22 protein-coding genes are annotated in these 22,561 nt (G+C 72.6%); 16 read left to right on the forward strand and 6 right to left on the reverse strand.

Features of this window, described 5'->3' with window-relative positions; genetic code table 11:
- The first annotated feature begins 25 nt into the window (after positions 1–25).
- The 4 genes from modB to MYF83_RS03085 all read left to right on the forward strand — a co-directional run bounded on the left by modB (position 26) and on the right by MYF83_RS03085 (position 3,368).
- Positions 26–868, forward strand: coding sequence for a molybdate ABC transporter permease subunit (gene modB / locus MYF83_RS03070; protein WP_248958596.1), 843 nt, complete (start codon positions 26–28; stop codon positions 866–868).
- Positions 865–1,626 (forward strand): ABC transporter ATP-binding protein, encoded by a 762-nt coding sequence (locus MYF83_RS03075; RefSeq protein ID WP_308201388.1) that lies wholly within the window; start codon positions 865–867, stop codon positions 1,624–1,626. Before modB ends, MYF83_RS03075 begins: the two co-directional genes overlap by 4 nt.
- A 114-nt stretch (positions 1,627–1,740) precedes the next feature.
- Positions 1,741–1,893, forward strand: coding sequence for a hypothetical protein (locus MYF83_RS03080; protein WP_248958597.1), 153 nt, complete (start codon positions 1,741–1,743; stop codon positions 1,891–1,893).
- Positions 1,894–1,979: 86 nt separating this feature from the next.
- A complete protein-coding gene (locus tag MYF83_RS03085; RefSeq protein ID WP_248958709.1) occupies positions 1,980–3,368 on the forward strand; it encodes a sensor histidine kinase in 1,389 nt (462 codons plus the stop codon).
- Between the two features lie 78 nt (positions 3,369–3,446).
- Here MYF83_RS03085 and MYF83_RS03090 read toward each other — a convergent pair whose 3' ends face one another.
- Positions 3,447–4,790 carry a lanthionine synthetase LanC family protein gene (locus MYF83_RS03090; RefSeq protein WP_248958598.1) on the reverse strand — a complete coding sequence of 448 codons (1,344 nt, stop codon included), beginning with the start codon at positions 4,788–4,790 and terminating at the stop codon, positions 3,447–3,449.
- A gap of 315 nt (positions 4,791–5,105) precedes the next feature.
- Here MYF83_RS03090 and MYF83_RS03095 point away from each other — a divergent pair, with 315 nt between their 5' ends.
- From MYF83_RS03095 to MYF83_RS03145, 11 genes are read left to right on the forward strand one after another with little or no spacing between them, the layout of a single operon-like run.
- On the forward strand, positions 5,106–6,149 hold the full coding sequence (locus tag MYF83_RS03095) for a BMP family lipoprotein (RefSeq protein ID WP_248958599.1): 1,044 nt from the start codon (positions 5,106–5,108) through the stop codon (positions 6,147–6,149).
- 3 nt (positions 6,150–6,152) lie between these two features.
- Positions 6,153–7,697, forward strand: coding sequence for an ABC transporter ATP-binding protein (locus tag MYF83_RS03100; protein ID WP_248958600.1), 1,545 nt, complete (start codon positions 6,153–6,155; stop codon positions 7,695–7,697).
- Entirely contained in the window at positions 7,694–8,848 is a 1,155-nt protein-coding gene (locus MYF83_RS03105) for an ABC transporter permease (RefSeq protein ID WP_248958601.1), read from the forward strand. The genes MYF83_RS03100 and MYF83_RS03105 overlap by 4 nt, the downstream gene beginning before the upstream one ends.
- Positions 8,845–9,786 (forward strand): ABC transporter permease, encoded by a 942-nt coding sequence (locus tag MYF83_RS03110; RefSeq protein ID WP_248958602.1) that lies wholly within the window; start codon positions 8,845–8,847, stop codon positions 9,784–9,786. Before MYF83_RS03105 ends, MYF83_RS03110 begins: the two co-directional genes overlap by 4 nt.
- Positions 9,783–10,826, forward strand: coding sequence for a translation initiation factor eIF-2B alpha/beta/delta subunit family protein (locus tag MYF83_RS03115; protein ID WP_248958603.1), 1,044 nt, complete (start codon positions 9,783–9,785; stop codon positions 10,824–10,826). Before MYF83_RS03110 ends, MYF83_RS03115 begins: the two co-directional genes overlap by 4 nt.
- The gene (locus MYF83_RS03120; protein WP_248958604.1) at positions 10,823–11,782 is read left to right on the forward strand and encodes a nucleoside hydrolase; all 960 of its coding nucleotides are present in this window, start codon (positions 10,823–10,825) and stop codon (positions 11,780–11,782) included. Before MYF83_RS03115 ends, MYF83_RS03120 begins: the two co-directional genes overlap by 4 nt.
- Positions 11,779–13,059 (forward strand): S-methyl-5-thioribose kinase, encoded by a 1,281-nt coding sequence (mtnK, locus tag MYF83_RS03125; protein WP_248958605.1) that lies wholly within the window; start codon positions 11,779–11,781, stop codon positions 13,057–13,059. Before MYF83_RS03120 ends, mtnK (MYF83_RS03125) begins: the two co-directional genes overlap by 4 nt.
- Before the next feature lie 4 nt (positions 13,060–13,063).
- Positions 13,064–13,783, forward strand: coding sequence for an acireductone synthase (mtnC, locus tag MYF83_RS03130; protein ID WP_248958606.1), 720 nt, complete (start codon positions 13,064–13,066; stop codon positions 13,781–13,783).
- Positions 13,783–14,403 carry a methylthioribulose 1-phosphate dehydratase gene (gene mtnB, locus MYF83_RS03135; RefSeq protein WP_248958607.1) on the forward strand — a complete coding sequence of 207 codons (621 nt, stop codon included), beginning with the start codon at positions 13,783–13,785 and terminating at the stop codon, positions 14,401–14,403. Before mtnC ends, mtnB begins: the two co-directional genes overlap by 1 nt.
- Positions 14,404–14,445: 42 nt before the next feature.
- Positions 14,446–15,117, forward strand: coding sequence for an SGNH/GDSL hydrolase family protein (locus tag MYF83_RS03140; protein WP_248958710.1), 672 nt, complete (start codon positions 14,446–14,448; stop codon positions 15,115–15,117).
- Positions 15,114–15,608, forward strand: a complete 495-nt coding sequence (locus tag MYF83_RS03145; RefSeq protein WP_248958608.1) for a hypothetical protein — start codon at positions 15,114–15,116, stop codon at positions 15,606–15,608. Before MYF83_RS03140 ends, MYF83_RS03145 begins: the two co-directional genes overlap by 4 nt.
- Positions 15,609–15,807: 199 nt before the next feature.
- On the opposite strand, the gene mtnK (MYF83_RS03150) is transcribed toward MYF83_RS03145, so the two are convergent.
- Genes mtnK (MYF83_RS03150) through MYF83_RS03165 form a run of 4 tightly spaced genes read right to left on the reverse strand, consistent with a single transcriptional unit; the run spans position 15,808 to position 20,783 of the window.
- Positions 15,808–17,061, reverse strand: coding sequence for an S-methyl-5-thioribose kinase (gene mtnK / locus MYF83_RS03150; protein WP_248958609.1), 1,254 nt, complete (start codon positions 17,059–17,061; stop codon positions 15,808–15,810).
- Positions 17,058–18,095: an ABC transporter permease gene (locus tag MYF83_RS03155; protein WP_248958610.1), complete on the reverse strand. Its 1,038-nt coding sequence runs from the start codon at positions 18,093–18,095 to the stop codon at positions 17,058–17,060. Before MYF83_RS03155 ends, mtnK (MYF83_RS03150) begins: the two co-directional genes overlap by 4 nt.
- Positions 18,092–19,648, reverse strand: a complete 1,557-nt coding sequence (locus MYF83_RS03160) for a sugar ABC transporter ATP-binding protein (protein WP_248958611.1) — start codon at positions 19,646–19,648, stop codon at positions 18,092–18,094. The genes MYF83_RS03155 and MYF83_RS03160 overlap by 4 nt, the downstream gene beginning before the upstream one ends.
- A 1-nt stretch (position 19,649) precedes the next feature.
- Positions 19,650–20,783, reverse strand: coding sequence for a substrate-binding domain-containing protein (locus MYF83_RS03165; RefSeq protein ID WP_248958612.1), 1,134 nt, complete (start codon positions 20,781–20,783; stop codon positions 19,650–19,652).
- Between the two features lie 146 nt (positions 20,784–20,929).
- On the opposite strand from MYF83_RS03165, the gene MYF83_RS03170 reads away from it, so the two are divergent.
- Positions 20,930–21,523, forward strand: a complete 594-nt coding sequence (locus tag MYF83_RS03170) for a 1,2-dihydroxy-3-keto-5-methylthiopentene dioxygenase (RefSeq protein ID WP_248958613.1) — start codon at positions 20,930–20,932, stop codon at positions 21,521–21,523.
- A gap of 314 nt (positions 21,524–21,837) precedes the next feature.
- On the opposite strand, the gene MYF83_RS03175 is transcribed toward MYF83_RS03170, so the two are convergent.
- Positions 21,838–22,071, reverse strand: coding sequence for a hypothetical protein (locus MYF83_RS03175; RefSeq protein WP_248958614.1), 234 nt, complete (start codon positions 22,069–22,071; stop codon positions 21,838–21,840).
- Between the last annotated feature and the right edge of the window lie 490 nt (positions 22,072–22,561).

Raw genomic sequence — 22,561 nt, forward strand, 5'->3', positions numbered from 1 at the left:
CGGGGATGCCGGGGATGAAGGCGGCATGAGGGTATTGATCACCACCCGGCGCAGGCCGAGGGGCGCCGGCCACCGCGCCCTGCCCGACGGGCCGTCCGGCGTGCCCCTGGTGCTGGCGGCGCCGGCGGCGGCCGCCCTGCTGTTCCTGGTGCTGCCCATCGTCGCGCTGCTGGTCCGGGCTCCCTGGACGACGCTCCTCGCCCGCCTCACCGAGCCCGAGGTCCTCGCGGCACTGCGGCTGTCGCTGCTGACCTCCGTGCTCGCCACTCTGGGCTGCCTGGTGTCGGGCGTTCCGCTGGCCTGGATGCTGGCCCGCGTGGCCTTCCGCGGCAGGCGCGCCGTCCAGGCCATGGTCAGGGTGCCGCTGCTCCTGCCGCCGGTGGCGGGCGGCGTGGCCCTGCTGCTGGCGCTGGGACGCGACGGCCTGGCGGGCAGCTGGCCCGCCGCCGTGGGCCTGTCCGTGCCCGCCCCTGCCGGGGCCGTGGTGCTCGCGCAGGCCTTCGTGGCGCTGCCCTTCCTGGTCGTCACCGTGGAGGGCGCTCTGCGGGCCTGTGACCCGCGCGTCGAGGAGGCCGCGACCCTGCTCGGCGGCTCCCGCTGGACGGTGTTCCACCGGGTGACCCTGCCTCTGGTGGCGCCGGGGATCGCCGCGGGAGCCCTGCTGTGCTGGGCTCGGGCCCTCGGCGAGTTCGGCGCGACGATCGTCTTCGCCGGCGGCCTCTCCGGGGCGGCGCTCACCGCGCCGCCGTCGGTCTACCTCGGCCTGCGGAGCGACCCCGAGGCCGCCGTCGTGCTCAGCCTCGTCCTGCTCGCGGTGTCCGTGGCGGTGCTGACCTGCCTTCGCGATCGATGGGTGAACCCCGCATGATGTTGGACGCCCATTTGGTCGCCGAGCGTCCGCCCCTGCGGCTGGACGTCAGGATCCGCGCCGCCGCCGGTGAGGTCCTCGCCCTCCTCGGGCCGGGCGGCGCGGGCAAGACCACCGCGCTGCGGGTCCTGGCCGGGCTCACCCCGCCCTCGGGCGGCCACGTCCTGCTCGACGGGGCTCCGCTGCACGCGCGCCCGGCCGAGCGCAGGTCGGTCGCGATGCTCCTGCGCGAGCACCTGCTGTTCCCTCACCTCAGCGCGCTGGACAACGTCGCCTTCGGGCCCCGCTGCCACGGCGCGGGCAGGAGCGAGGCCCGCCGCGCCGCCACCGCCTGGCTGGAGCGCGTCGGCCTCGACGCCCTCCGCGACGCCCGGCCCCGCGAGCTGTCGCCCGTCCAGGCGCTGCTGGTGTCACTGGCACGCTCGCTGGCCTCCGGTCCGCGCGTGCTGCTCATGGACGAGCCGCTGGCCGGCCTGGACGCCGGCACGCGCCCGGAGGCGCGATCGCTGCTCCGGCATCACCTGTCCGCCTTCACGGGCGTCTGCGTGCTCGTCGCCCACGATCCGCCGGAGGCGGCGGCGCTGGCCGACCGGCTCGGCGTGATCGAGGGCGGCGTGCTCATGCAGGAGGGCACTCCCGCGGAGGTGGCGCGCCATCCTCGAACCGGCTACATCGCCCGCCTCCTCGCCTCCCAGGCGGCGTCACAGCCTGGGGAGACACCACAGGGAGATCGCCGGCGAGGTCACGTACGCTTATAGGACCGCAGGTGCTTTGTCCGCCGCTGTGTGGGCAGAGGTAAAGGGCTGGGATCGCGACGGACACCCCCGCGTCCCTCATACCCGAATGATCACCATCGAAGGGAGCGGCCGCCGATGCCGAGGCAGATCGTCGCACACCAGCCCCCAAGCTCCGGCGAACTCGAGGCGCGGGTCCACACCCTCGAAGTCCAGGTTGCCCACCTCACCGAGGCGGTGCGGTCCCTCACGGCGAAGGCCGCCGAGGTCGCCGCCCGCGCAGCCGACTAGCCCCTCCCCCCTCGCGCCCCCACGGCGGACGCCCCGGACCTGTGTGGTCGACTTGTCTTGGGGGCGAAGGGGGGATCGCGGTGAGCATGTGGCACCGCTGGTCGGTCAGAGGTCGCTTCACCCTGTTCGCCGGCATCGTCGCGGCCCTGCTGTCGACGCTGCTCGCGGCCACCTTGATGGTGAGCGTTCACCGCTTCGCCACCGGCTACGTCACCGAAGGGGTCATCGCCGCGGGGCGCCGCGTCTCCACGGTGTTCCAGCGGGACCAGTTGCCCATCCCGATCCCGTACGAGCAGGTGCCCCACATCCAGCTCGTCGACTCCCAGGGGAAGGTGGTGGCATCCACCGAATCGATGGCGGGCAGGCCCCCGATGGCGCACTTCGCTCCCGCTGACGGCTCGGGGCCCGTCAACTCGGTGGTGTGCGACCGGGTCTTCCCTCGCCACCAGTGCTACATCGTGGTGGCGCAGCGGTTCCACCACGCCGGCCGGAGCTGGATCGTCTACAGTGCCGCACCGGTCGTCCCGCCGTGGGTCCATCCCGGGCTGATCGCCCTCGCACTCGCCTCCGTCGTGATCGTCACCACGACGATCGTCTACGGCAGCCACCGGATCATCTCGGTCTCGCTGGCGCCGGTCGACGCCATCCGGGCCGAGCTGGACGAGATCAACGCCACCAGCCCCGGCCGCCGCGTCCCCGTCCCGCCCAGCAACGACGCGATCCACGGCCTGGCCGAGAGCGTGAACCAAACGCTGGACCGGCTGGAGGCCGCGATGGAGCGCCAGCGGCAGTTCGCCTCCGACGCCTCCCATGACCTGCGCAGCCCCATCACCGCCATGCGCGCCGAGGTGGAGAGCGCCCTGCTCGCGCCGGAGGAGGCCGACGTGCCCGCGGTGGGCCGCTCTCTCCTGAGCAGCCTGGATCGGTTGCAGGCCATCGTCCGCGACCTGCTGCTGGCCGCCCGGCTGGACGCGGGCACACCGGGCGCTCGCGATCCGGTGGACCTGCCGCAGCTGGTCGGCGGCGAGCTGGACCGCCGCCACACCCGCCTGACGATCAGGCGCGAGGTCGAGCCCGGCGTGGTGGTGATGGGCGACTACGTGCGGCTGGCGCGGATGTTCGCCAACCTGATGGACAACGCCGAGCGGCATGCGGCCGCCTCGGCCACGATCAGGGTGCTGAAGCGGTACGGCGACCCGCCGGGCGATCCCCGGTTCGCCCACGGCACCGCGATACTCGAGGTGCACGACGACGGCGCCGGGATCCCGCCCGACAAGTGGGAGGTCGTCTTCCAGAGGTTCACCCGGCTGGACGCGGCGCGGAGCAAGGACGCGGGCGGCACCGGGCTCGGCTTGTCCATCGCCCGGCAGATCGCGGAGATGAGCGGCGGAACGCTCGGGATCGAGCCAAGCGAGAGAGGCGCCCGCTTCGTGGTGCGGCTGCCCCTCGGCCCGCGGAACGTGGAGGAGCTCTGAGGCCGCGGCCTGGTACGGGCCCGTGAGCGGCGGGCGCGCGAGCGGTCACGCGGGCCCTGCGGTCTCAGCGCGGCGGTCTCAGCCGGAGCGGCGCAGGATCGAGGCGGGCACCGGGATGGCGGGGAACGGGTTGTCCGGGAACAGGATGAGCCGGCGCGGCTCCCCGCTCGCCGTGGCGGCGTCCAGGTGGAGGAGCGCGGAGCCGATGCCGGCGGCGCCGATCATGTAACCGGTGTCGGCCGTGACCTCCCATGGCCGCAGCCGCCGGTAGGCCTGGTACCACCGGTAACCGGCCTCGTCGTGCCCCGTGGCGCGGCCGACCAGGTCGTCGGCGAGCTCGCGGGCGAACCGCAGGTGAGACTGCGCGCCGGTCGCGGCCCAGAGCCCGACGAACAGCTCCAGCAGGCCCGCGGCGCCGCAGCACTGGCAGGCGACGTTCCAGAACCCGGGCGTCCTGCGGCGCGGGACGCCGCTGCACACGATGCCCGCGGCCAGCCGCTCCACCCAGTCGAGGTCGCCCTGGTCGCCCGTGACCCGGTAGAGCTCGTAGAACATGCGCGCCACGCCGGCCGATCCCGAGCACAGGCCGAGGTAGTGCAGGCCCCGGCCCTGCGGGACGTGGTGCGGCACGAAGACGTGCTTGTCGGTCACGGTGCTGACCGTGCGGACGAAGTCGGCGCCCCTGCGAGCCGCGTCCAGGAAGCGCCTGTCCCGCGTGACGCCGTAGAGCCGGGCGAGCAGGAAGGCGGTGCCGGCCGTGCCGGACAGGAAGCCGGGCGTGACGGCGTCCAGCGGCAGGTCGGGGCACCCGTCCTTGCCGAACCTGTGCCCGGGGACCACCTGCTCGGCGACGCGCGCGCCGGCCTCCACGGCGATCTCCTCGTACGCGGGGACGCCGAGGATGCCCGCCGCGTGCAGGAGGCCGAGGATGATGCCGCCGTCGCCCCGCTGCGCCGGGTCGCCCGTCCATCCGACGCCGCCGCCGTCGCGGCGCAGGCTGCCGACGACACGGTCGGCTCCGGCTCTGGCGGCGACCGCGAGGCTCTCGTCACCGGTCGCCCATCCGGCCTCCGCCAGCGCGAAGACGATGCCGGTCAGGCCGTGGTACAGGGACAGGTCGGCCTCGTCCTGCCAGGTGGCGGCGAGGTAGCGCGCACCTTCCCTGGCGTCGTGCAGGTAGGCCTCGTGGCCGGTGGCCGCGGCGAGCTCAAGGAAGTACACGACGATGCCGGCCACCCCGGCGTACAGCGAGCCGGGCCGTCCCGACCTGGCCGAGCGGCGTCCGGGGTCGGGGTTGGCGAGCCAGTGGCGCCCGCGCTCGTCGTCGACGGCCGCCGAACGGATCCACCGCCCGGCTGTGATCGCCGCGGTGAGGGGGGTCTCGCCACGCGGCCATGACGGGTGGCTCAGGTCCGGGCTCATGTCGCCTCCTCTGCGCGGCGCCCAATATACCCTACAATTTGGTAGGGAAACTAGGCAATCGTGCAACATCCGGTCACCCCGCACGGCCGACCCCGTTGCCGACCGCATCCAAACACTCTCACAAACACCGGCCGTACAGGGCCTTCCGCCAGCTCCCGGATCGGCATATTTCCGTGCACGCGAGCCGGCGAGGCGGCGTCGGGACTAATCCTGCTTTGCCGATCGGGAAAGTGTAATATGCTCTGACATCACTTGAGGCTTTCGTCCCATTCAGCCGATGTGCCCTGTCAGGATCAAGGAAACGGCGACACCGTCATGCGAAGCACCCCCATCACCACCGGACTCATCACGGCGAGCGCGCTGGCCCTGACCTTGACGGCCTGCGGAGGGGGCACGACCGCGGCCAAGGACGCCTCGGAGAAGCCCGCCGGCAAGTCCATCATCCTGATCACCCCGAACCCGGTCGGCACCAACGGCTTCCTGCAGCTCGGGGTCAAGGGCGCCGAGACGGCCGCCCAGCAGATCGGCGCGAGCTTCAAGCTGTACGAGAGCAAGGATCCGACCAGCATCGCCCAGAACCTCGACGCCGCGGTGCGCGCCAAGCCCACCATCATCATCGGCATCACCTTCTCTTTCGACGACCTGTTCAACACCCTGCCGAAGCAGCACCCCGACCAGCAGTTCCTCCAGGTCGACTCCTGTGCCAAGACCCCCGCGCCCAACCTGTCGTGCGTCTCGTTCAAGGAGCACGAGGCCGCCTACCTGGCCGGGGTGGAAGCCGGACTGCTGAGCGAGAGCGGGAAGCTCGGCGTGGTGGCGGCGCTGGACAGCCCCTTCATCCACCGGTGGATCGACCCGTTCTTCGCCGGCGCCAAGTCGGTCAAGCCCGCCGCCGAGGGCACCCCGCTCTACGTCGGCGGCAACAACCCCTTCAGCGACCCCGCGCGCGCCAAGTCCCAGGCCCAGACCCTGATCGGCCGCGGGGCCGACATCGTCGCCGCCGCGGCGTCCGGCGGCAACCAGGGCGTCTTCGAGGCCGCCGCGGCCGGGGGCGCGAAGTCCTTCGGCGTCGACGTGGACCAGTGCGCGCTCAGCCCCGGCAACGTCGTCGACAACGTGCTGAAGCGCGTGGACGTCGCCGAGATCGCCGCCGTCAAGGAGGTCGCCGCGGGCAAGACCGGCGGCGTGAAGGTCTACGGGCTGGCCGAGAACGGGGTGGGCGTGACGGCCCTGGACGACACGCTCGCATCGACCGCCTGCACCGTCGCCAAGAGCCCGGAGGTCGTGGCCAAGGTCAAGCAGGTACGCGACGACATCGTCGCCGGCAAGATCACCGTCGCCGATCCCCTGGCGGGCTAGGAGATGACCTTTCCCCCGGAGCCGCCCGCCGCCGAGCTCGTCGGCATCACGAAACGCTTCGGAACCGTGCTCGCCAACGACTCCGTCGACCTCGCGATCGCGCGCGGGGAGATCCACGCCGTGGTCGGGGAGAACGGGGCCGGCAAGTCCACGCTCATGTCCGTGCTGTTCGGGCTGCACCGGCCCGACTCCGGACACGTGCTGCGAGCGGGCGAGCCGGTCCGGTTCCGCTCGCCCGCCGACGCCATCGCGCACGGGCTCGGCATGGTCCACCAGCGGTTCCGTCTGTTCCCCGAGCTGACCGTCGCCGAGAACGTCGTGATCGGCGCCGAACCGGCCCGCGGTCGGCTGCGGCGCGGCGTGCTGGACCGGGCCGCCGCCCGGCGTCGGGTCGAGGCCCTCAGCGAGCGGTACGGCCTGCGGGTCGACCCCGCGGCCCGGGTCGGCGAGCTGCCCGTCGGCGTGCGCCAGCGCGTCGAGATCCTCAAGGCGCTGCACCGCGGGGCGGAGATCCTCATCCTCGACGAGCCGACGGCCGTGCTCACCCCAGGCGAGGCCGGCCGCCTGTTCGAGGTCCTGCGCACGGTGACGGCCACGGGAGCGTCGGTGGTGCTGGTCACGCACCGGCTCGGCGAGGTGCTCGCCGCCGGCGACCGGGTCACGGTGCTGCGGCAGGGCCGGGTCACCGGCCGGTTCGCCACCGCCGGCACGACGGCCGACGAGCTCGTCCAGGCCATGATCGGCCGCTCCCTCCTCTCCGCCGCGCCCGCCCGCACGGAGCGTGCGCCCTCGGCCGAGTACGCCCTGGAGGTGCGCGACCTCGCGGTGCGCGACGGCGACGGGGTGGAACGCCTGTCCGGGGCCTCGTTCGGCGTCCGGGCGGGCGAGATCGTCGGCATCGCGGGCGTCGCCGGCAGCGGCCAGCGCGAACTCGTCGACGCGGTGACCGGGCTGCGGACCGGGCACTCCGGCGCCGTCCGGCTGCTCGGCGCCGACCTCGGACGCGCAACCGTGCGGCGCCGCCGCGAACTCGGGATCGCCTACGTGCCCGAGGACCGGCACGGCCGCGCGACGGCGGCCACCATGTCCGTCGCCGAGAACCTCCTCATGGGCGACCACCGCGACGCCGGGCCGCGCGGCCGCGCCGGCCGGCTGTCCAAGGCCGTCGTGCGGGAGCGCGCCCGCATGCTCACCGAGCGGTTCTCGGTCCGCACCGCCTCGGTGGACGTGCCCATCTCGGCGCTTTCCGGGGGCAACGCCCAGAAGACCGTGCTGGCCCGCGAGCTGTCCCGGCGAACCCCCGTGATCGTCGTCGAGGAGCCGACGCAGGGCGTCGACGTCGGCGCCCAGGAGTACATCCACGCGCTGCTCGCCCAGGCGCGCGACCGGGGACAGGCGGTGCTGCTCGTCTCGAGCGAGCTCGGCGAGTTGCGCGCGCTGGCCGATCGCGTCCTGGTCATGTACGGCGGCCGCCTAGTCGCCGAGTTCCCGCGCGGGCAGGCGAGCGACGAGGCGCTCGGCGCCGCGATGACCGGAGGCACGGCGTGAGGGGCGCGCGCGAGGCGAGGGACCTGGCCGGCGCGGCGCTGCGGTCGGCCGCGCGATCTCCCGCGCTCCCCGCCATCGCGGGGGCGCTGGTGCTGACCACGATCGTCATGACGCTCGTCGGCGTCGATCCCGCCGAGGCCTACCCCGCGCTGATCAGGGGCGCCGTGGCCGACGGCAACCTCGAGTACACCATCGGCGCCTTCGTCCCCACACTGGGCATGGCCCTGGCGTTCGCCATCCCCTTTCGTACCGGCGAGTTCAACCTGGGCGGCGACGGCCAGATGGCGCTCGGCGCCGTGGCCGCCGCCGCACTGGCCCTGGCGCTCCCGCTGCCGCCGGGCATCGCCGTCGTGGTGCCGCTCGCCGCGGCGGCGCTCACCGGCGCCCTCGTCGCCGGGGTGTCCGCGCCGCTGCACACCAGGCTCGGCATTCCCGCCATCGTGACCACGCTGCTGCTGAGCACGCCGGCCGTCGCGCTCGCGTCCTACCTCGTCCGCTTCCCGCTCGCCGAGCCGAACACCGGCATCGCCGAGACCCCGGTCCTGCCCGCCGCGGCGCACCTGCCCTCGATCGGCGACAGCGGATACGTCACGGTCGCGCTCCCGCTCATCCTGGTGCTGACCCTGGCGTGGCTGTACGCCGACACCGGCACCGTGCTCGGCTACGAGATCCGGGCGACGGGCGCCAACCGGGAGTTCGCCCGGTACGGGGGGATCGACGTGGACCGGCTCGCCATCGCCACCCTCGCGGGCGGCGGCGCGTTCGCCGGCCTGGTGGGCGGGCTGATCGTGCTGAGCCCGCCCTACCGGCTGGTCGACGGCGCGCTCACCTCCCCCGGATACACCTTCACCGGGGTCGCCGCCGTGCTGCTGGCCGCCGGACGCCCCATCGGCGTGCCGTTCACGGTCGCACTACTGACGATCTTGCAGGTGGGCGGGCAGGGCATGGAACGCGACGCCGGAGTGCCGAGCCAGCTCACCCAGGTAATCCAGGGCCTGATCATCGTCATCGTGGCGGTGACGGCCACCATGCGCCACCGTCCCGGACGGTGGCGGCGGCTCCTGCCCGGACGCCCCGCCGCCCCGCCCGTGGAGGCGCCGGATCCGCCGGGAGGGCATGTGGACACCACCAGAAGCGGGGTGAGCGGGTGAACATCTTCGAGGCCACCTTCGTCGCCGCCGTGCTCACCGCCACGACGCCCGTCGTCCTCGCCGCCCTCGGCGGAATGCTGTGCTCGGTCTCCGGGGTGTTCAACATGGCCCTGGAAGGCCAGATGCTGTGGGGCGCCTTCACCTCCGTGCTCTTCAGCCACCTGACTGGCAACGTCTGGGCCGGGGTCCTCGGCGGCGTGGCCGCCACCGTCCTGTACGCGGCGATCCTGTCGGTCGGAGCCGTCACCGCCCGGGCCGACCCGGTGGTCGTCGCGGTGGGCACCAACCTGCTCGCCCTCGGCCTCACCGCGTTCCTGATGCGGCTCATCCTGGGCGGCGGCGGGACGTTCTCCTCCCCCGACCTCAAAGGCCTGCCGACGCTCGCCGGCCTCGGGCTCGGCGACCTCCCTCTGGCGGGGCCGGTGCTCGGCCCCCAGTCGCCGCTCGTGCCGCTCGCGCTGGTGCTGGTGGTGGCGGCCGCGTGGTGGCTGAAGCGGACCAGGTCAGGGCTACGGCTGCGGGGCATCGGGCAGCATCAGGAGGCCGCCGAGTCCCTCGGGCTCAAGGTCGGCGCCTACCGGCACGGCGCCGTGCTGGCCGCCGGCGCGCTCTGCGGGCTCGCCGGGGCCCAGCTGGCCCTCGGCAACGTGACACTGTTCAGTGAAGGCATGAGCGCCGGGCGCGGGTGGGTCGCGGTCGTCGCCGTGATGCTCGGCCGCAACCGCGTGTACGGCGTCGTGGCCGCCTGCCTGCTGTTCGGGATCGCCGAGGCCTGGGGATTCCGCCTGCAGGGAGCCGGGCTGCCGCAGCAGGCCGCCGACGCCGCGCCGTACGTCATCACGCTGGCCGCTCTGGTGCTGGTCCAGCTGCGCAGGCGGCGGAGGCGGCCCGGCGGCCTGGGATCGGACAAGGTCCTCGAGGAAGGGGTGACCACGTGAGCGGCACCGGTAACACGCCGATACTGGCCGACTCGGTACGGACGACCGACGACGGGGTGGACATCCTCGATCGCCGCGTCTACCCGTTCGACCGCAAGTGGGTGCATTGCGCCACCATGGAGGACGTGGCGGTGGCCATCGAGCAGATGGTCACGCAGAGCTCGGGCCCGCTGTTCGCCACGACCGCCGGCATGACGCTCGCCGCCCGCGAGGCGCGCGACGCCGGTCCCGGAGCCGCCGCCGAACGGCTGCGCGCCGCGGGCCGCAGGCTCATCGCCACCCGGCCCACCAACAACCACATCCGCGACGCCGTCAACGCGATCCTGGCGGCCACCGTGGACGGCCCGCTGGCCGGCGCGCCAGGAGCGGAGCTCGTGGACGCCGTGGCGAAGGCCGCGGCCGAGCACGACGCGGGCTACCGCGCGGGAAGCCTGGCCCTGGGCCGTCACGCCGCCGGGCTGCTGGAGGACGGCGCGCGCGTGCTCACCCACTGCTGGGGCGACGCCTACCTGATCGGAACCGTCCAGGCCGCCGAGGCGATGGGCAAGCGGCTGGAGTTCGTCTGCACCGAGACCCGGCCCTACCTGCAGGGGGCCAGGCTGACCGCGGCGACGCTGGTGGAGATGGGCTACCGGCCCACCGTGATCACCGACGGCATGGTGCCCTCCGCGCTCGCCAACGGGCTGGCCGACGTCGCGCTGGTCGCCTCCGACCGGGTGACCATGGACGGGCACGTGGTGAACAAGGTCGGCACGCTCGCGGTCGCCCTGGCCGCGCAGGCGTTCGGCGTGCCGATGTACGTGCTCTCCCATGCCCCAGACCCCCTCTCCCCGCGGATCGAGGACGTCGAGATCGAGCACCGCGACGGCGACGAGGTGCTGCACGTGCTCGGCACGCGCAGCGCGGCCGAGGGCACCCGCGGGTACTACCCGGCCTTCGACGCCACGCCGCCCCACCTGGTCACCCGGATCATCACCGAACGGGGGGCCTTCGAGCCCGCCCGCGTGTCCGATCACTTCGAGGAGAATCCCGCGCGATGAGCACCACCCGCCGCATCGTCGTCGACACCGACACCGGCATCGACGACGCCCACACGCTGCTCTACCTGGCCGGACGCCCGGACGCGGAGATCGTGGCCGTGACCTCGGTGTTCGGCAACTGCGTGGAGGAGGACGCGGTACGCAACATCGGGTATGTCAACCGGCTGCTCGGGCTCTCGGTGCCCGTGGCGCGCGGCGCGGCCGAGCCGCTGTCCGGCACCGCGCACATCGCCCGGTACGTGCACGGCAAGGACGGCCTCGGGGACCGCGGCTACGACCGCCCGCTCCCGCCCGTGGCCGGCGAGACCGCCGCCGAGCTGCTCGTGCGGCTCGCGAACGAGCAGCCGGGCGAGCTGGACCTGCTGGCGCTCGGCCCGCTGACCAATCTCGCGCTGGCGTTGCGCGCCGATCCGGAGCTCTTTACAAAGTATCGTTCGGTCGTGCTGATGGGCGGCTCCGGCCCGTACGCCACCCCCGGCGAGCTGCTCATGATCGACGCGAACGTCAACAACGACCCGGTGGCGGCCCGCGCGGTCTTCTCGGCCCCGCGTCGCGAGCTGGTCATGGTCGGGGTGAACGTCACCGCCGTGACGATCCTCGCCGAGCCCGCCATCGCCGCCCTGCGTGCGGCCGCCACCCCGATCGCGCGCTTCGCCACCGAGATCCTCGACTCCTACCTGGACTTCTACCAGAAGGAATGGGGCCGCAGGATCATCCCGCTGCACGATCCGCTGGCGGCGGGCATCCTGCTCGACCCTAGCCTCGCGACCGGCGCCACGCTCGGGCCGGTCAACGTCGTCGGCGACGGGTTCCTGTGGCGTGCCCGGCTGATGCGGACCGCCGAGGGGCTGCCGCCGTCCTTCCCGTACGAGCCCGCGCCCGACACTCGGGTGATCACGGCGGTCGACTCGGCCAGGTTCGTCAACGACTTCGTCCAGACCCTCACCCGGCCGTGAGCGGCGCACTCACCGGCGGTCCCGGCCAGGCCGCACCGGCTGACCTCCCCGGCCCGGCCGCGCCGGGCACGCCCCCCGGCCGGCGGCCCTACCCGGCCTATCCGCTGCTCTCGCCGGACGACGTTCCCGGATATCTGGAGTCACGCGGCCTTTCGAGCCTGCTCGGCGGCACGGCCGGAGGGCCGCTCACGGTCCGGGAGGTGAGCGACGGCAACCTCAACCGGATCTTCCTGGTCCGCCGCGACCCGGACGTGCCCGGCCTCGCGGTCAAGCAGGCGCTTCCTTGGGTCCGCGTCCACGGGGAATCGTGGCCGCTCACGCCGTACCGCGCGGCGGCCGAGGCCCGCGCCTACGAGCACCTGGCCAGGGTCGCGCCGGAGTTCGTCCCCGCCTACCACGGCTACGACCCGGCGACCTTCACCCTGGTGATGGAGGACCTCGGGGATCTCGACGTGCTGCGCGCGGCCTCGATCGCGGGCCGCTCCCCCGGCGACACGGGCGCCCAGGTCGGCGTCTTCGTCGCCCGGCTGGCCTTCGCGACCTCCGACTTCGGCATGAGCTCCGCCGGGCGCAAGAAGCTGATCGCCGAGTCGGTCAACCCCGAGCTGTGCGAGCTGACCGAGGACGTCGTCCTGACCGAGCCGTACATCGAGCACGAGCACAACGGCCACCATCCCGCGCTGGACGCGCTGGTCCGCGAGGTGCGCGCCGATCCGGAGCTGCGCCGCGAGGCGGCCCGGCTGAAGCACCTGTTCACGACCAAGGCTGAGGCGCTGATCCACGGCGACCTGCACTCGGGCAGCGTCATGGTCGGCGGCGGGCGCGTCGCCGTCATCGACCCGGAGTTCTCCTTCGTGGGCCCGATCGGGTTCGACCTCGGGCTGTTCTGGGCCAACGCCCTCATCGCGGCGATACGCGGCGACGTCCTCGGCTCGTCCGGGCTGGGCGCGGAGCACCTGGCGCAGGTCGCGGCGAGCTGGGAGGCGTTCACCGGCGAGTTCCAGCGGTCGTGGCCGACCCGTGCGGACGGCTTCTACCCCGACTCCTACCTCGCGGAGTTCCTGCGGGGCGTGTGGCACGACGGCCTCGGGTATGCGGGCTCTGAGGCGATGCGCCGTGCCGTCGGATACGCCCACGCCGCCGACCTCGAGACGCTCCCCGAACCCGAGCGGCCGATCGCCGCCGCCCGCGTCGTGCGGCTCGCCCGGGAGTTGATCACGCGGCGACATGGGTACGACCGACCGGACGCGCTGGCCAGGCTGCTCAGAGAGGTGTGAGGACATGACGGAGACGACACCCGCGTGGGTCGTGCTCGACATCGAGGGGACCACCAGCTCCACCAGCTCGGTGCACGTGGGTCTGTACGACTACGCGCGGCCCCGGCTCGGAGTGTGGATCGAGACCCATCCCGAGGACCCCGAGGTCCAGGACGCGGTGGCCCAGACGTGCGCCGAGGCCGGGCTGCCGGAGGATGCCACCACCGACGAGGTGGTGGCGGTGCTGCACGGCTGGATGGCCGGCGATGTCAAGGCCACGCCGCTGAAGACCCTTCAGGGCCAGATCTGGGCCGCCGGATTCGCCGACGGTGACCTGACCGCCCACTTCTTCCCCGACGTGCCCCCGGCTCTGCGCGCCTGGCACTCGGCGGGGATCAAGCTGGCGGTCTTCTCCTCCGGCTCCGTCCGGAGCCAGCAGCCGTGGTTCCGGCACAGCGACGCCGGGGACCTGGCGATCCTGATCGAGCAGTACTTCGACACCGTGCTCGCCGGCCCCAAGCGGGAGCAGGCGTCCTACCGGCGGATCGCCGAGACCCTGGACCAGCCGGCCGGCCGGCTGCTCTTCCTCTCCGACGTCCCGGCCGAGCTCGACGCCGCCTCCGCGGCGGGATGGCGCGCGATCGGGGTGCGGCGGCCGGGCGAGCCGAGCGAGAACGCCGACTTCGGCGCCCACCCCATCATCACGTCCTTTGACGAACTCACCTTGACCGACAAGGAGTCCTGATGAACGAGCTGACCCCGGCCCGCGTCCTGTCCGCCGGAGGGAGGCTGGCCGCCGAGTCGGCCCGGTTCACCTCCTACGGCTGGATGCGCGGCACCTCAGGCAACATCTCCGAGGTGCTGACCCGTGATCCCCTGCTGCTGGCCGTTACCGCCAGCGGCCTGGACAAGGGCGAGCTCGCCCCCTCCGACGTCGCCGTGGTGGACCCGAAGGGCGACCTGGTCGAGGTCGAGGGCGTCGAGCCGCTCCGCCCGTCCGCCGAGGCCGGCCTGCACGCCCGCGTGGCCGCCGTGACCGGCGCGGACGCCGTCGTGCACGTCCATGCCCTGAACGCCGTCATCGCCGGGCACCACTGGCCCGGCGGCGTCCACCTGCGCGACGTCGAGACGCTCAAGGGCATCGGCCGCCTCGCCCACGATGACGAGGTCGTCTTCCCGGTGATCCGCAACAGCCAGGACATGAGCGAGCTGGGCGACCGCTTCGAGGCCGCCTACGATCCCCGCACCCCCGCCGTGATCGTCGCCGGCCACGGCCTCTACACCTGGGGCACCGACCTGGTGCACGCCCGCCACATCACCGAATGCGTCGAATGGCTCCTCGCATACGCCCTCGCCACCTCCTGACCGACTCCCCTGGCAGTGTCGGCTGACAGCCCTCACCAACCGGTGGGGAAGCGCGGACCGTTATCGAGCCGTCCGAGTTCGAACCAAGTTGTAACACTAGTCACAATATCAATCGGAGGGAACGATTCTGGATTCGGCCCCATCATTCAAGCCTGCATCAAGCTTCCCGTAAACTGTTATAAAGCCGTCGTGAGTGACCTTGGCGACACCGAGCCGCTTGAGATATCGGAACCGGTGCGCATCGACGGAAAAGTGCGTAACTCAATTATTCAAGTACTTCAGGCTATACACGCAAAGGCGCCAAACGCCAAGATCATGTTGGTGGGCTACCCCAGGGTGATTGGCGCCACATGTGACGTGCCTTGGGGTATCACCGACCAGGACGAGGTCAACTGGATCAAGGGTACCGTCAATCGTATGGACGACATGATGGCCAACCTGGGCGCCGACCCAAGGCTACAGGGCGTTCCAGTCACGTTCGTCGATCCTCGGCCCTACTTCGGGTTGAACGGTGAGCATGGCGCGTGCACCGGCGACGGGAACGAGGCCATCCATGAAGTGGTCACAGACCTCACCCCCGGAGATAGCGCTCTGCTGCCTGGCCCATGGAACCTTCCGGGCCAGTCCGCCCGATCCTTCCACCCAACCTTATGGGGCACGGATTTGTATGCCGCCGCGCTCAACAGCGTGATATCCGTACCAGGGTTCCTGTGAGGAGGTACAAGGTTGTCTCTGCTGTGGCGGCGGGCTGCATGCTCGCCGCCACAGCGGCGTGCAGCCTCGAATCGAATCAGGAGCGAGCGGAGCGCCTTGCCACACAAGGACTCAGGCCGGAGGTTTCCCGTATCCGAGCTGTGGTGAAGGGAGTTCTTCGAACGGCCTGGACTTCAGGGGACGTCTCGAACAGGCAGCTCACCAGCGCGATGGAGCTCCACTTCGGGCGTTTTGATAAACCTCGATCAGGTGGGATGGGGATCTTCGCCATGCATTTTTCGCCCGCTGGGAGCGTGGGCACCGACATTGTGATTGAGTCGCAATCGAGCGACAGTGGGTTCAACGCCGCTCAGGCGGCCGTGGCGGCGTGTGTGCGTTTTTCCGGTGCGCCCGGGCCCGACCCGGCTGTCGACATCCACGACGTCGCCTGCCCCTCTACCGTTGCCGCGACAAACGTCAGAATCCTCAAGGTCGCCGATCAGAGTCAGTGAGCCATTTCAGCCTGGTCTTGCAGGTCACGGACGCGTCGCAGATGAGCGTTTTTGAGTGAAGGGGCGTGTCGGCGGGTGGGCGCGCGCGGCCCGGTGCGAGTGGGCGCTCTCGCAAGGTCGGCGATAACGCCCGAGGAGAGGCGACCAGCAAGACCGGCAAACGTTCCGCCCGCCGGCAGGCGGGGTGGGCGGCTGAGGGTCATCGGCCGGTCGAGTCGGTGAGGATCTGGCCGACGCGGTCGAAGAGGGCAGGGACGCCGGAGGGCCCCGTGTCCGGTGGGAGGCCCTCCACCAGTAGCAGGCGGGCGGCGCGCAGGACGCCGCGGGCCGCTCGGGCGCGCAGGTCCTCGGGGAGGGTCTCGATGTCGGAGACCTTGGCGAAGCCGATGATCCGGCGGGCGGCCTTGGCGCCGGCGACCGCCACGGCGTCCCCGCGCACCTTGGCGAGGAACCGTTCTCGCACGGTGTCTCCGAACACCCTGGGGTAGACGCGCAACGGCCACAGCTCCCTGAACTGCGCCTGGTAGGCCCGCCAGGTCTCCTCCGCCTGGGCGAGCACCCACGTGGCGTGCCGCTCGTCGCCCAGCGCCAGCGCCCGGGCCGCCGCCAGGACGTAGTTGCCCCAAAGCGCGCCCACGTCGAACCCGGCCGGCCCGTAGAAGGCGAACTCGGTGTCGAAGGCCTTGGTCGAGCGCGGCGCGCCGGGCCGCTCGGCGCGCACGAGCACCGAGCCGGTGTGCAGGTCGCCGTGGATCAGCGCCTCGGCGTGGGTCATGAAGGTCAGCCGGGCCGCGCCGACGGCGGCGCGCACGTCCGGGTCCCCGGCGTACGCGGCCACGTCGGGCTCGTTGGCGGGCAGCACGACGTTGTGCTCGTGCCGGATGTAGGGCTCGGTGTACACCAGGTCCTCGGTGATCTGGCACAGCTGGGGGTTCACCGAGGCCACCAGCGCGGCCTTCTGGTCCGGTGCGCTGAGCCCGAACACCGAGGTGCCGAAGGCGACCCGGGCGGCGTACCTGCCGAGGTCGGCCGCCGCGTCCTCGTGCCGCAGCCCCTCGTTGAGCGCGCCGCGCCAGACGCGGTGGTCGGAGAGGTCCTCGATGGCGACGACGTGCCGCTCGGCGTCCTCCTCGTAGATCGCGGGGACGTACGGGCCCGCGACGAACCCGTGCGCGCGCAGTGCGCGGGCCTCCGACGCGTTGCGGTCCGGCGTCATGGGCCAGCCGGGATCGGTCCTGACGTACGGGAGGGACTGCTTGAGCACCAGGCCGGGCACGCCGGCCGCCTCGACGATGAACACCAGGTTCAGGTTGCCGTCCCCGACCTCGCGCACGCCCGTGATCAGCGCCGGGTCGAGGCGGCTCGCGAGCGCCGGCCGCCCGGCGATGTAGGCGGGAACGGTGTCGGCCGTGAGCAGCCCGTACGACTGCCCGGCACCGATCGTGGCGGTCATCTTCTCCTCCCGGGGGTCAGTGTGTAGCTCATGACGAGCGAGCCGACGAGCAGCGCGCCCTGGACGAAGGTCTGGGTGTAGTAGGGGGCGTTCAGCATGGTCAGGCCGCTGATCATCACGCCGACGAACACCGCGCCGACGAGCGTGCCGAAGGCGTTCGGCCGGTTGGCGCCGAGCACGGCGAACCCGATGAGCGCCGCCGCGACCGACTGCAGCAGGTAGGGGTCGCCGGCGCCCACGTCGCCCCGACCGAGCCGGGCCGACAGCAGGATCCCGCCCGCGGCGGCGCACAGGCCGGACACGGCGTAGGCCAGGGCGCGGTAGCGGTCGACGCGGATGCCCGCCAGGCGCGACGCCCGCGGGTTGCCGCCGACCGCGTACAGCGCGCGTCCCCACCTGGTGTGGTCCAGGAACACGTACGCGGCGACGGCCAGCACGACCATCACGATCACCGGGACCGGGACCGACGCGACCGTGCCCGCGCCCAGCCACACGAAGCCGCTGGTGTACCGGCCGGGGGCGGTGGCGCCGTCGGCGGTCATGCCGGCGGACACCGACTGGCCGGAGGTGATGATGAGCGCGAGCCCCTGGAACAGGAACATGGTGCCGAGCGTCGCGACCAGGTCGGGGACCTTGGCGACCACGATGAGGAGCACGTTCACCGCCGCCACCAGCAGCCCCGCCAGCAGGCCGGCCACGATCGCGGTGCCCCCTGTGAGGTTGAGCCGCACCATCGCCGAGGAGGTGACCATGACGACGAACCCGACGTTGGCCCCGGCCGACAGGTCGAACCCGCCGGCGGCCATCGACACGGTCACCCCGAGCGCCACCACCGCGACGATGGCGACGGACTGCAGCACGATCAGGGCGTTGCCGAAGGTCCCGAAGGCGGGCCTGGCCAGGGAGAAGACGACGATCATCACGGCGAGGACGGCCAGCAGCCCGTACCGGTAGACGGCGGACCGCACCCGTTCGGCGACGGGTGCCGGCTCGGCGGCGCCCTCCTCGACCGGGGACGTCACGATCGTGCTCATCGGCTCTCCCCTGCCATCAGCGCGGCGAGCCGCCCGGCCGTGGCCTCACCCGTCCTGAGCTCTCCGGTCACGGTCCCCTCGTACAGGACGAGGATCCGGTCGGCCACCTCCAGCACCTCCTGCGGGTCGGACGACGCGACGACCACGCCGGTCGTCTCGGAGATCTCCCGGAGCACGCGGGAGATGTCGGCCCGCGCGCCCACGTCCACGCCTCGGAACGGCTCGTCCAGCAGGATCAGGCGCGAGGCGCCCTGCAGCCAGCGGCCCACGACGATCTTCTGCTGGTTCCCGCCGGACAGCGCCTCGATGTCGGCGGCGGGCCCGGGCCCGCGCACGCCGAACCGGTCGATGACGCGGCGGGCGGAGCCGGTCTCGGCGCGGCGGGACAGCAGGCCGGTGCGGCTGTGCGCGCGCAGCCGGGGAAGGGTGACGTGCGCCCGTACCGACCAGCCCGGGACCGTCGCCTGGGCGGCCCGCTCCTCGGCGACGAACGCCACTCCGGCCTTGACCGCCGCGTGGGGGTCGCGGGGGCGGTAGGGCGCTCCGCCGAGCCGCATCTGGCCGGACACCAGGGGCCGCGCGCCGTAGATCTGCTCCAGCAAGCCGGTCTTGCCCGCGCCGATCAGGCCGGTGACCCCGAGGACCTCGCCGGGCGACACGCGCAGGCCGAACGGCGCGGCGGCGGGCCGCGTCCGCATTCCCTCGGCCTCCAGCACGGGGCCGCCGGTCGCCGGGGGTCTCCCCTCGTGCCGGGCCGAGGCGATCTCGTCGCCGAGCATGGCCGCCACCAGGCTCCGCCCGTCGACCGGCGCGGTGAAGACCCGCTGGACGGTGCCGTCGCGCAGTACGGCGACCCGGTCGCACAGCTCCTGGATCTCGCTGAGCCGGTGGGACACGAACAGGACGGCGACACCGCTCGCCGCCATCCGGCGGACGGCGGCGATCAGGGCGCCGGACTCGGTGGCCGAGAGGGTGGAGGTCGGCTCGTCGAGGATCAGCAGGCGCGGGTTCTGAGACAGCGCCCGGGCGATGACGATCTGCTGGCGCACGGCGGCGGGCAGCGTCTCGACGGGCGCGTCGAGCGGGACGCGCAGCCGCGCGGCCTCGGCGACCGCCCGCGCGGCCTGGTGGGTGCGGGCCCGGGTGGTGAACCACCCGGTGCCCCGGCGGGCCGGCCGCGTGTCCGGGTGCGCGTCCCCGCCCCGGCGGGCGAGGGAGTGCAGGGTGAGGTTCTCGGCGGCGGTGGTGCCGAAGATCACGCCGTCGTCGATGTTCTGGTGCACGGTCTGCACGCCCGCGTCCTGGGCGTCCAGCGGGCCGGCCATCTCGACGGCGCGGCCGCCCAGGCGGATCTCGCCGGAGGTGGGCCGGGTGACCCCGGACAGCACCTTGATCAGGGTGGACTTGCCGGCGCCGTTGGTGCCGATGAGGCCGAGCACCTCGCCGGCGTGGATCTCCAGCGTGACCTCGCGCAGCGCGCGCGTGGCGCCGTATCGCTTGGACACTCCCGAGACCGACACCACCGGTTCCCCGGCCGGAGTCGCGATCGCCATGTCAGCCGGTGGACGGCGCGGCCCACGGCACCGGCGCCACGTCGGGGGTGGACAGTTCCGGGATCGCCTGGACGAGCTGCTGCATGTTGGCGATGCCGCCCTGGCGCAGCCGCTCCTGGGTGATCAGGGCCGGCGGCACCTTCAGCGCGTGGTCGACCTGCTCTTTCGCGACGAGCAGCGCCGCGGCCCGCACGGCGATCCGGCCGACGTTGGAGGGGTCGGTGGCGGCGGTGGCCACCCACGGGCTGCCCGCCTCGGTGATCACGCCGATGTCGGCCGTCGAAACGTCCGCGCCGTAGATCTTCACCTTGTCCTTCAGGCCCAGTTCCTTGACCGCCAGGGCGGCGCCCTTGGCGAACTCGTCGTAGGGCGCGAAGACCGCCGTGACGCCGGGGTTGGCCTGCAGGGCGGCCTTGGCCTGGTCGGCGACCGCGGCGGCGGTGGAGCTGTTGACCACGCCGATCCGCGCCGCCTGGGTGATGCCGGGGTTGTCCTTCTTGAACTGCGTCCAGGTCTCGTCGCGCCGGTCCAGCGGGGCGAATCCGGCGACGTACACGTACAGGACCTGGGCCTTGCCGCCGGTGTCCTGCTTCAGCGCGTCCAGCGCCTGTTCGGCGATCTTGTGGTCGTCCTGGTCGATCGTGACGGCCTCCGGCGTGCCGGGGTCGACGTCGAAGGCCACCACCGGGATGCCGGCGTCGACCGCCTTCTTGACCGCCGGCTGGATGGTCTGGGCGAAGCCGTGGTCGACGATGACGGCGGAGGCCTTCTGGTTGACGGCCTGCTGCAGGTTGAGCGCCTGCTTGTCGTTGTTGCCCTCGCCGCTGGAGACGTCCAGGGTGACGCCGACCGCCTTGGCCTCGGCCTGCGCGCCGGCCAGCCACTGCTCGAAGTAGTCGCCGGAGGAGAGCTGCCTGACCAGGGAGACATGGACCTCGCCGCCCGCGAAGGCGGGGGGCGGGGTCGCGGTGGCGGCGGCCGAGGTGGCGGGACCGGCGGGCGTCTTGGGCGCGGCGTTCGGGTCGGCGGTGGCCGAGGGGCCCTGGGAGCAGCCGGCGAGCAGCACGGCCGCGAGGGCGCCGGCGGCGACGCCGAGGAAGGTGGGGGCGGAACGCAAGGTGATCACGTCATTCATATGGAGAGCCGGAGGCGCACGCGCTCGACAGCGGCAGGTCACAGGGGACATTCCGGATGTTATGCCACAAAGCTTCGCATTGTCCACTATTCCTGCATGGATACCGGGGATTTGGTCTTTCGGCCGGTCGGGCGGACAATCGCCTCATGACACAGCTCACGGTGTACACCGACACGGAGAATCCGGAGACCCTGCTCGAGACCGAGTCCGTCGAGGACATCACCGCCACGTTGAAGGAGATCGACGTCCGGCTGCGCCAGTGGGACGTCATCGAGGCGCTGACCTCCGGCGGCACCGAGGAGGAGATCCTCGGCGCCTACCGCGACGAGGTGGCCCGCGTCGTCGCCGAGGAGGGCTACGTCTTCGTCGACGTCGCCCAGCTCCACCCCGACGACAGCCCCGAATGGCCCGAGAAGGCCCGTGCGGCGCGCGAGAAGTTCCTGAACGAGCACACGCACGACGACGACGAGGTCCGCTTCTTCGTCGGCGGCTCGGGCATCTTCTACCTGCACGCCGGGGGCAAGGTGTACGCCGTGCTCTGCGAGGCCGGCGACCTGCTCAGCGTGCCCAAGAACACCACGCACTGGTTCGACATGGGCACCCGGCCCGACTTCACGGCGATCCGGTTCTTCCACGACGACGACGGCTGGGTGGGCGACTTCACCGGCGACGCGGTGTCCTCACGCATCCCCGACTTCGACACCATCGTCGCCCGCCGCGCCGCGAGCCGCCCGGCCTAGAACCGCGTCCGCCGGCCGGGAACGGCATCCGGGCCGGAACCGCGCCCGGCCCGGAACGGCGCAGGGCCGACACCCGGCCCGGAACGGCGCATTGCCCAGAACGGCGCGGCCCGGAACGGCGCACGGCCCGCGACCGCGCGTACCGGCCGCCGTCACGCGTGTGATCGCGTCGGCCGGCAGGTCGCGCGGAAGGCGGGCACGCCTCGGCGACCGCGAGGGTCGCGGAAGGACGGCGTATGACGTGGGGCCGCGGGCAGGCGGCTCCACGGGTCGGCGACGCCGGGTCAGGCGGCGCCGGCCGACAGGACGCCGGGTCAGGCGGCGCCGGCCGACAGGCGGGTGAACAGGGAGAGCGCGGCCTCGCGCACGTCGGGCGGGGTGACGCCCTGCAGGACGGCACGGGCCTCCGCGATGTTGCGCGTGGTGGCGCACGTGATGGCGACCGACGTGGCGGCGGCGTGGCTGAGCGACCCTGCGGGCTCGCGGTCGGCCATCTCCCGGGCACTGGTGGCGAGGTCGAGGTTGTCTGTCTTCGACGCGCTGGTCAATGGATCTCCTCGGGTAGCGGATTCGAGGTCGTGGCCGGTCACCCGGGCCCTCACGGGGATGCCGGGAGGGCGGTCGCCGCGTGAGTCCGGGCCGCGGACCCGGCGTCAGGCAGGCCCGCGCCGCCTGCTCATGACGCCCACTGTAGAACAAGCCGCCCCGCCGCTCGCGCTCGGCCGCGTAAACCGCCGCGCCTCCCACTCGCCGCCGAGCGCGCGCCGGAGGCCGGCGACCATGATCTTTTCACGTACGGTAATTGATCGGTCACCCCAGGCATGGTGGGGCCAGCACTACCATGCACCGGCGTGGTGCCCGGATGTCGCTAGACGTGGTGGTCCCGACAGGGTTAGAGGGGCCCTCCTCCATCCCGCCGTCGGCGCACGCGGCTGCTCGCGGGTCCGGTGGGAGTGCGCCGTACCCCGCCACCTGAGGAGACCCGTGACGACCCCATCCACGCTCGACACCATGGACCGGGAAGGACGCGGCAGCGAC

This window comes from Sphaerisporangium perillae, from assembly GCF_023276435.1.
Lineage (GTDB): Bacteria > Actinomycetota > Actinomycetes > Streptosporangiales > Streptosporangiaceae > Sphaerisporangium > Sphaerisporangium perillae.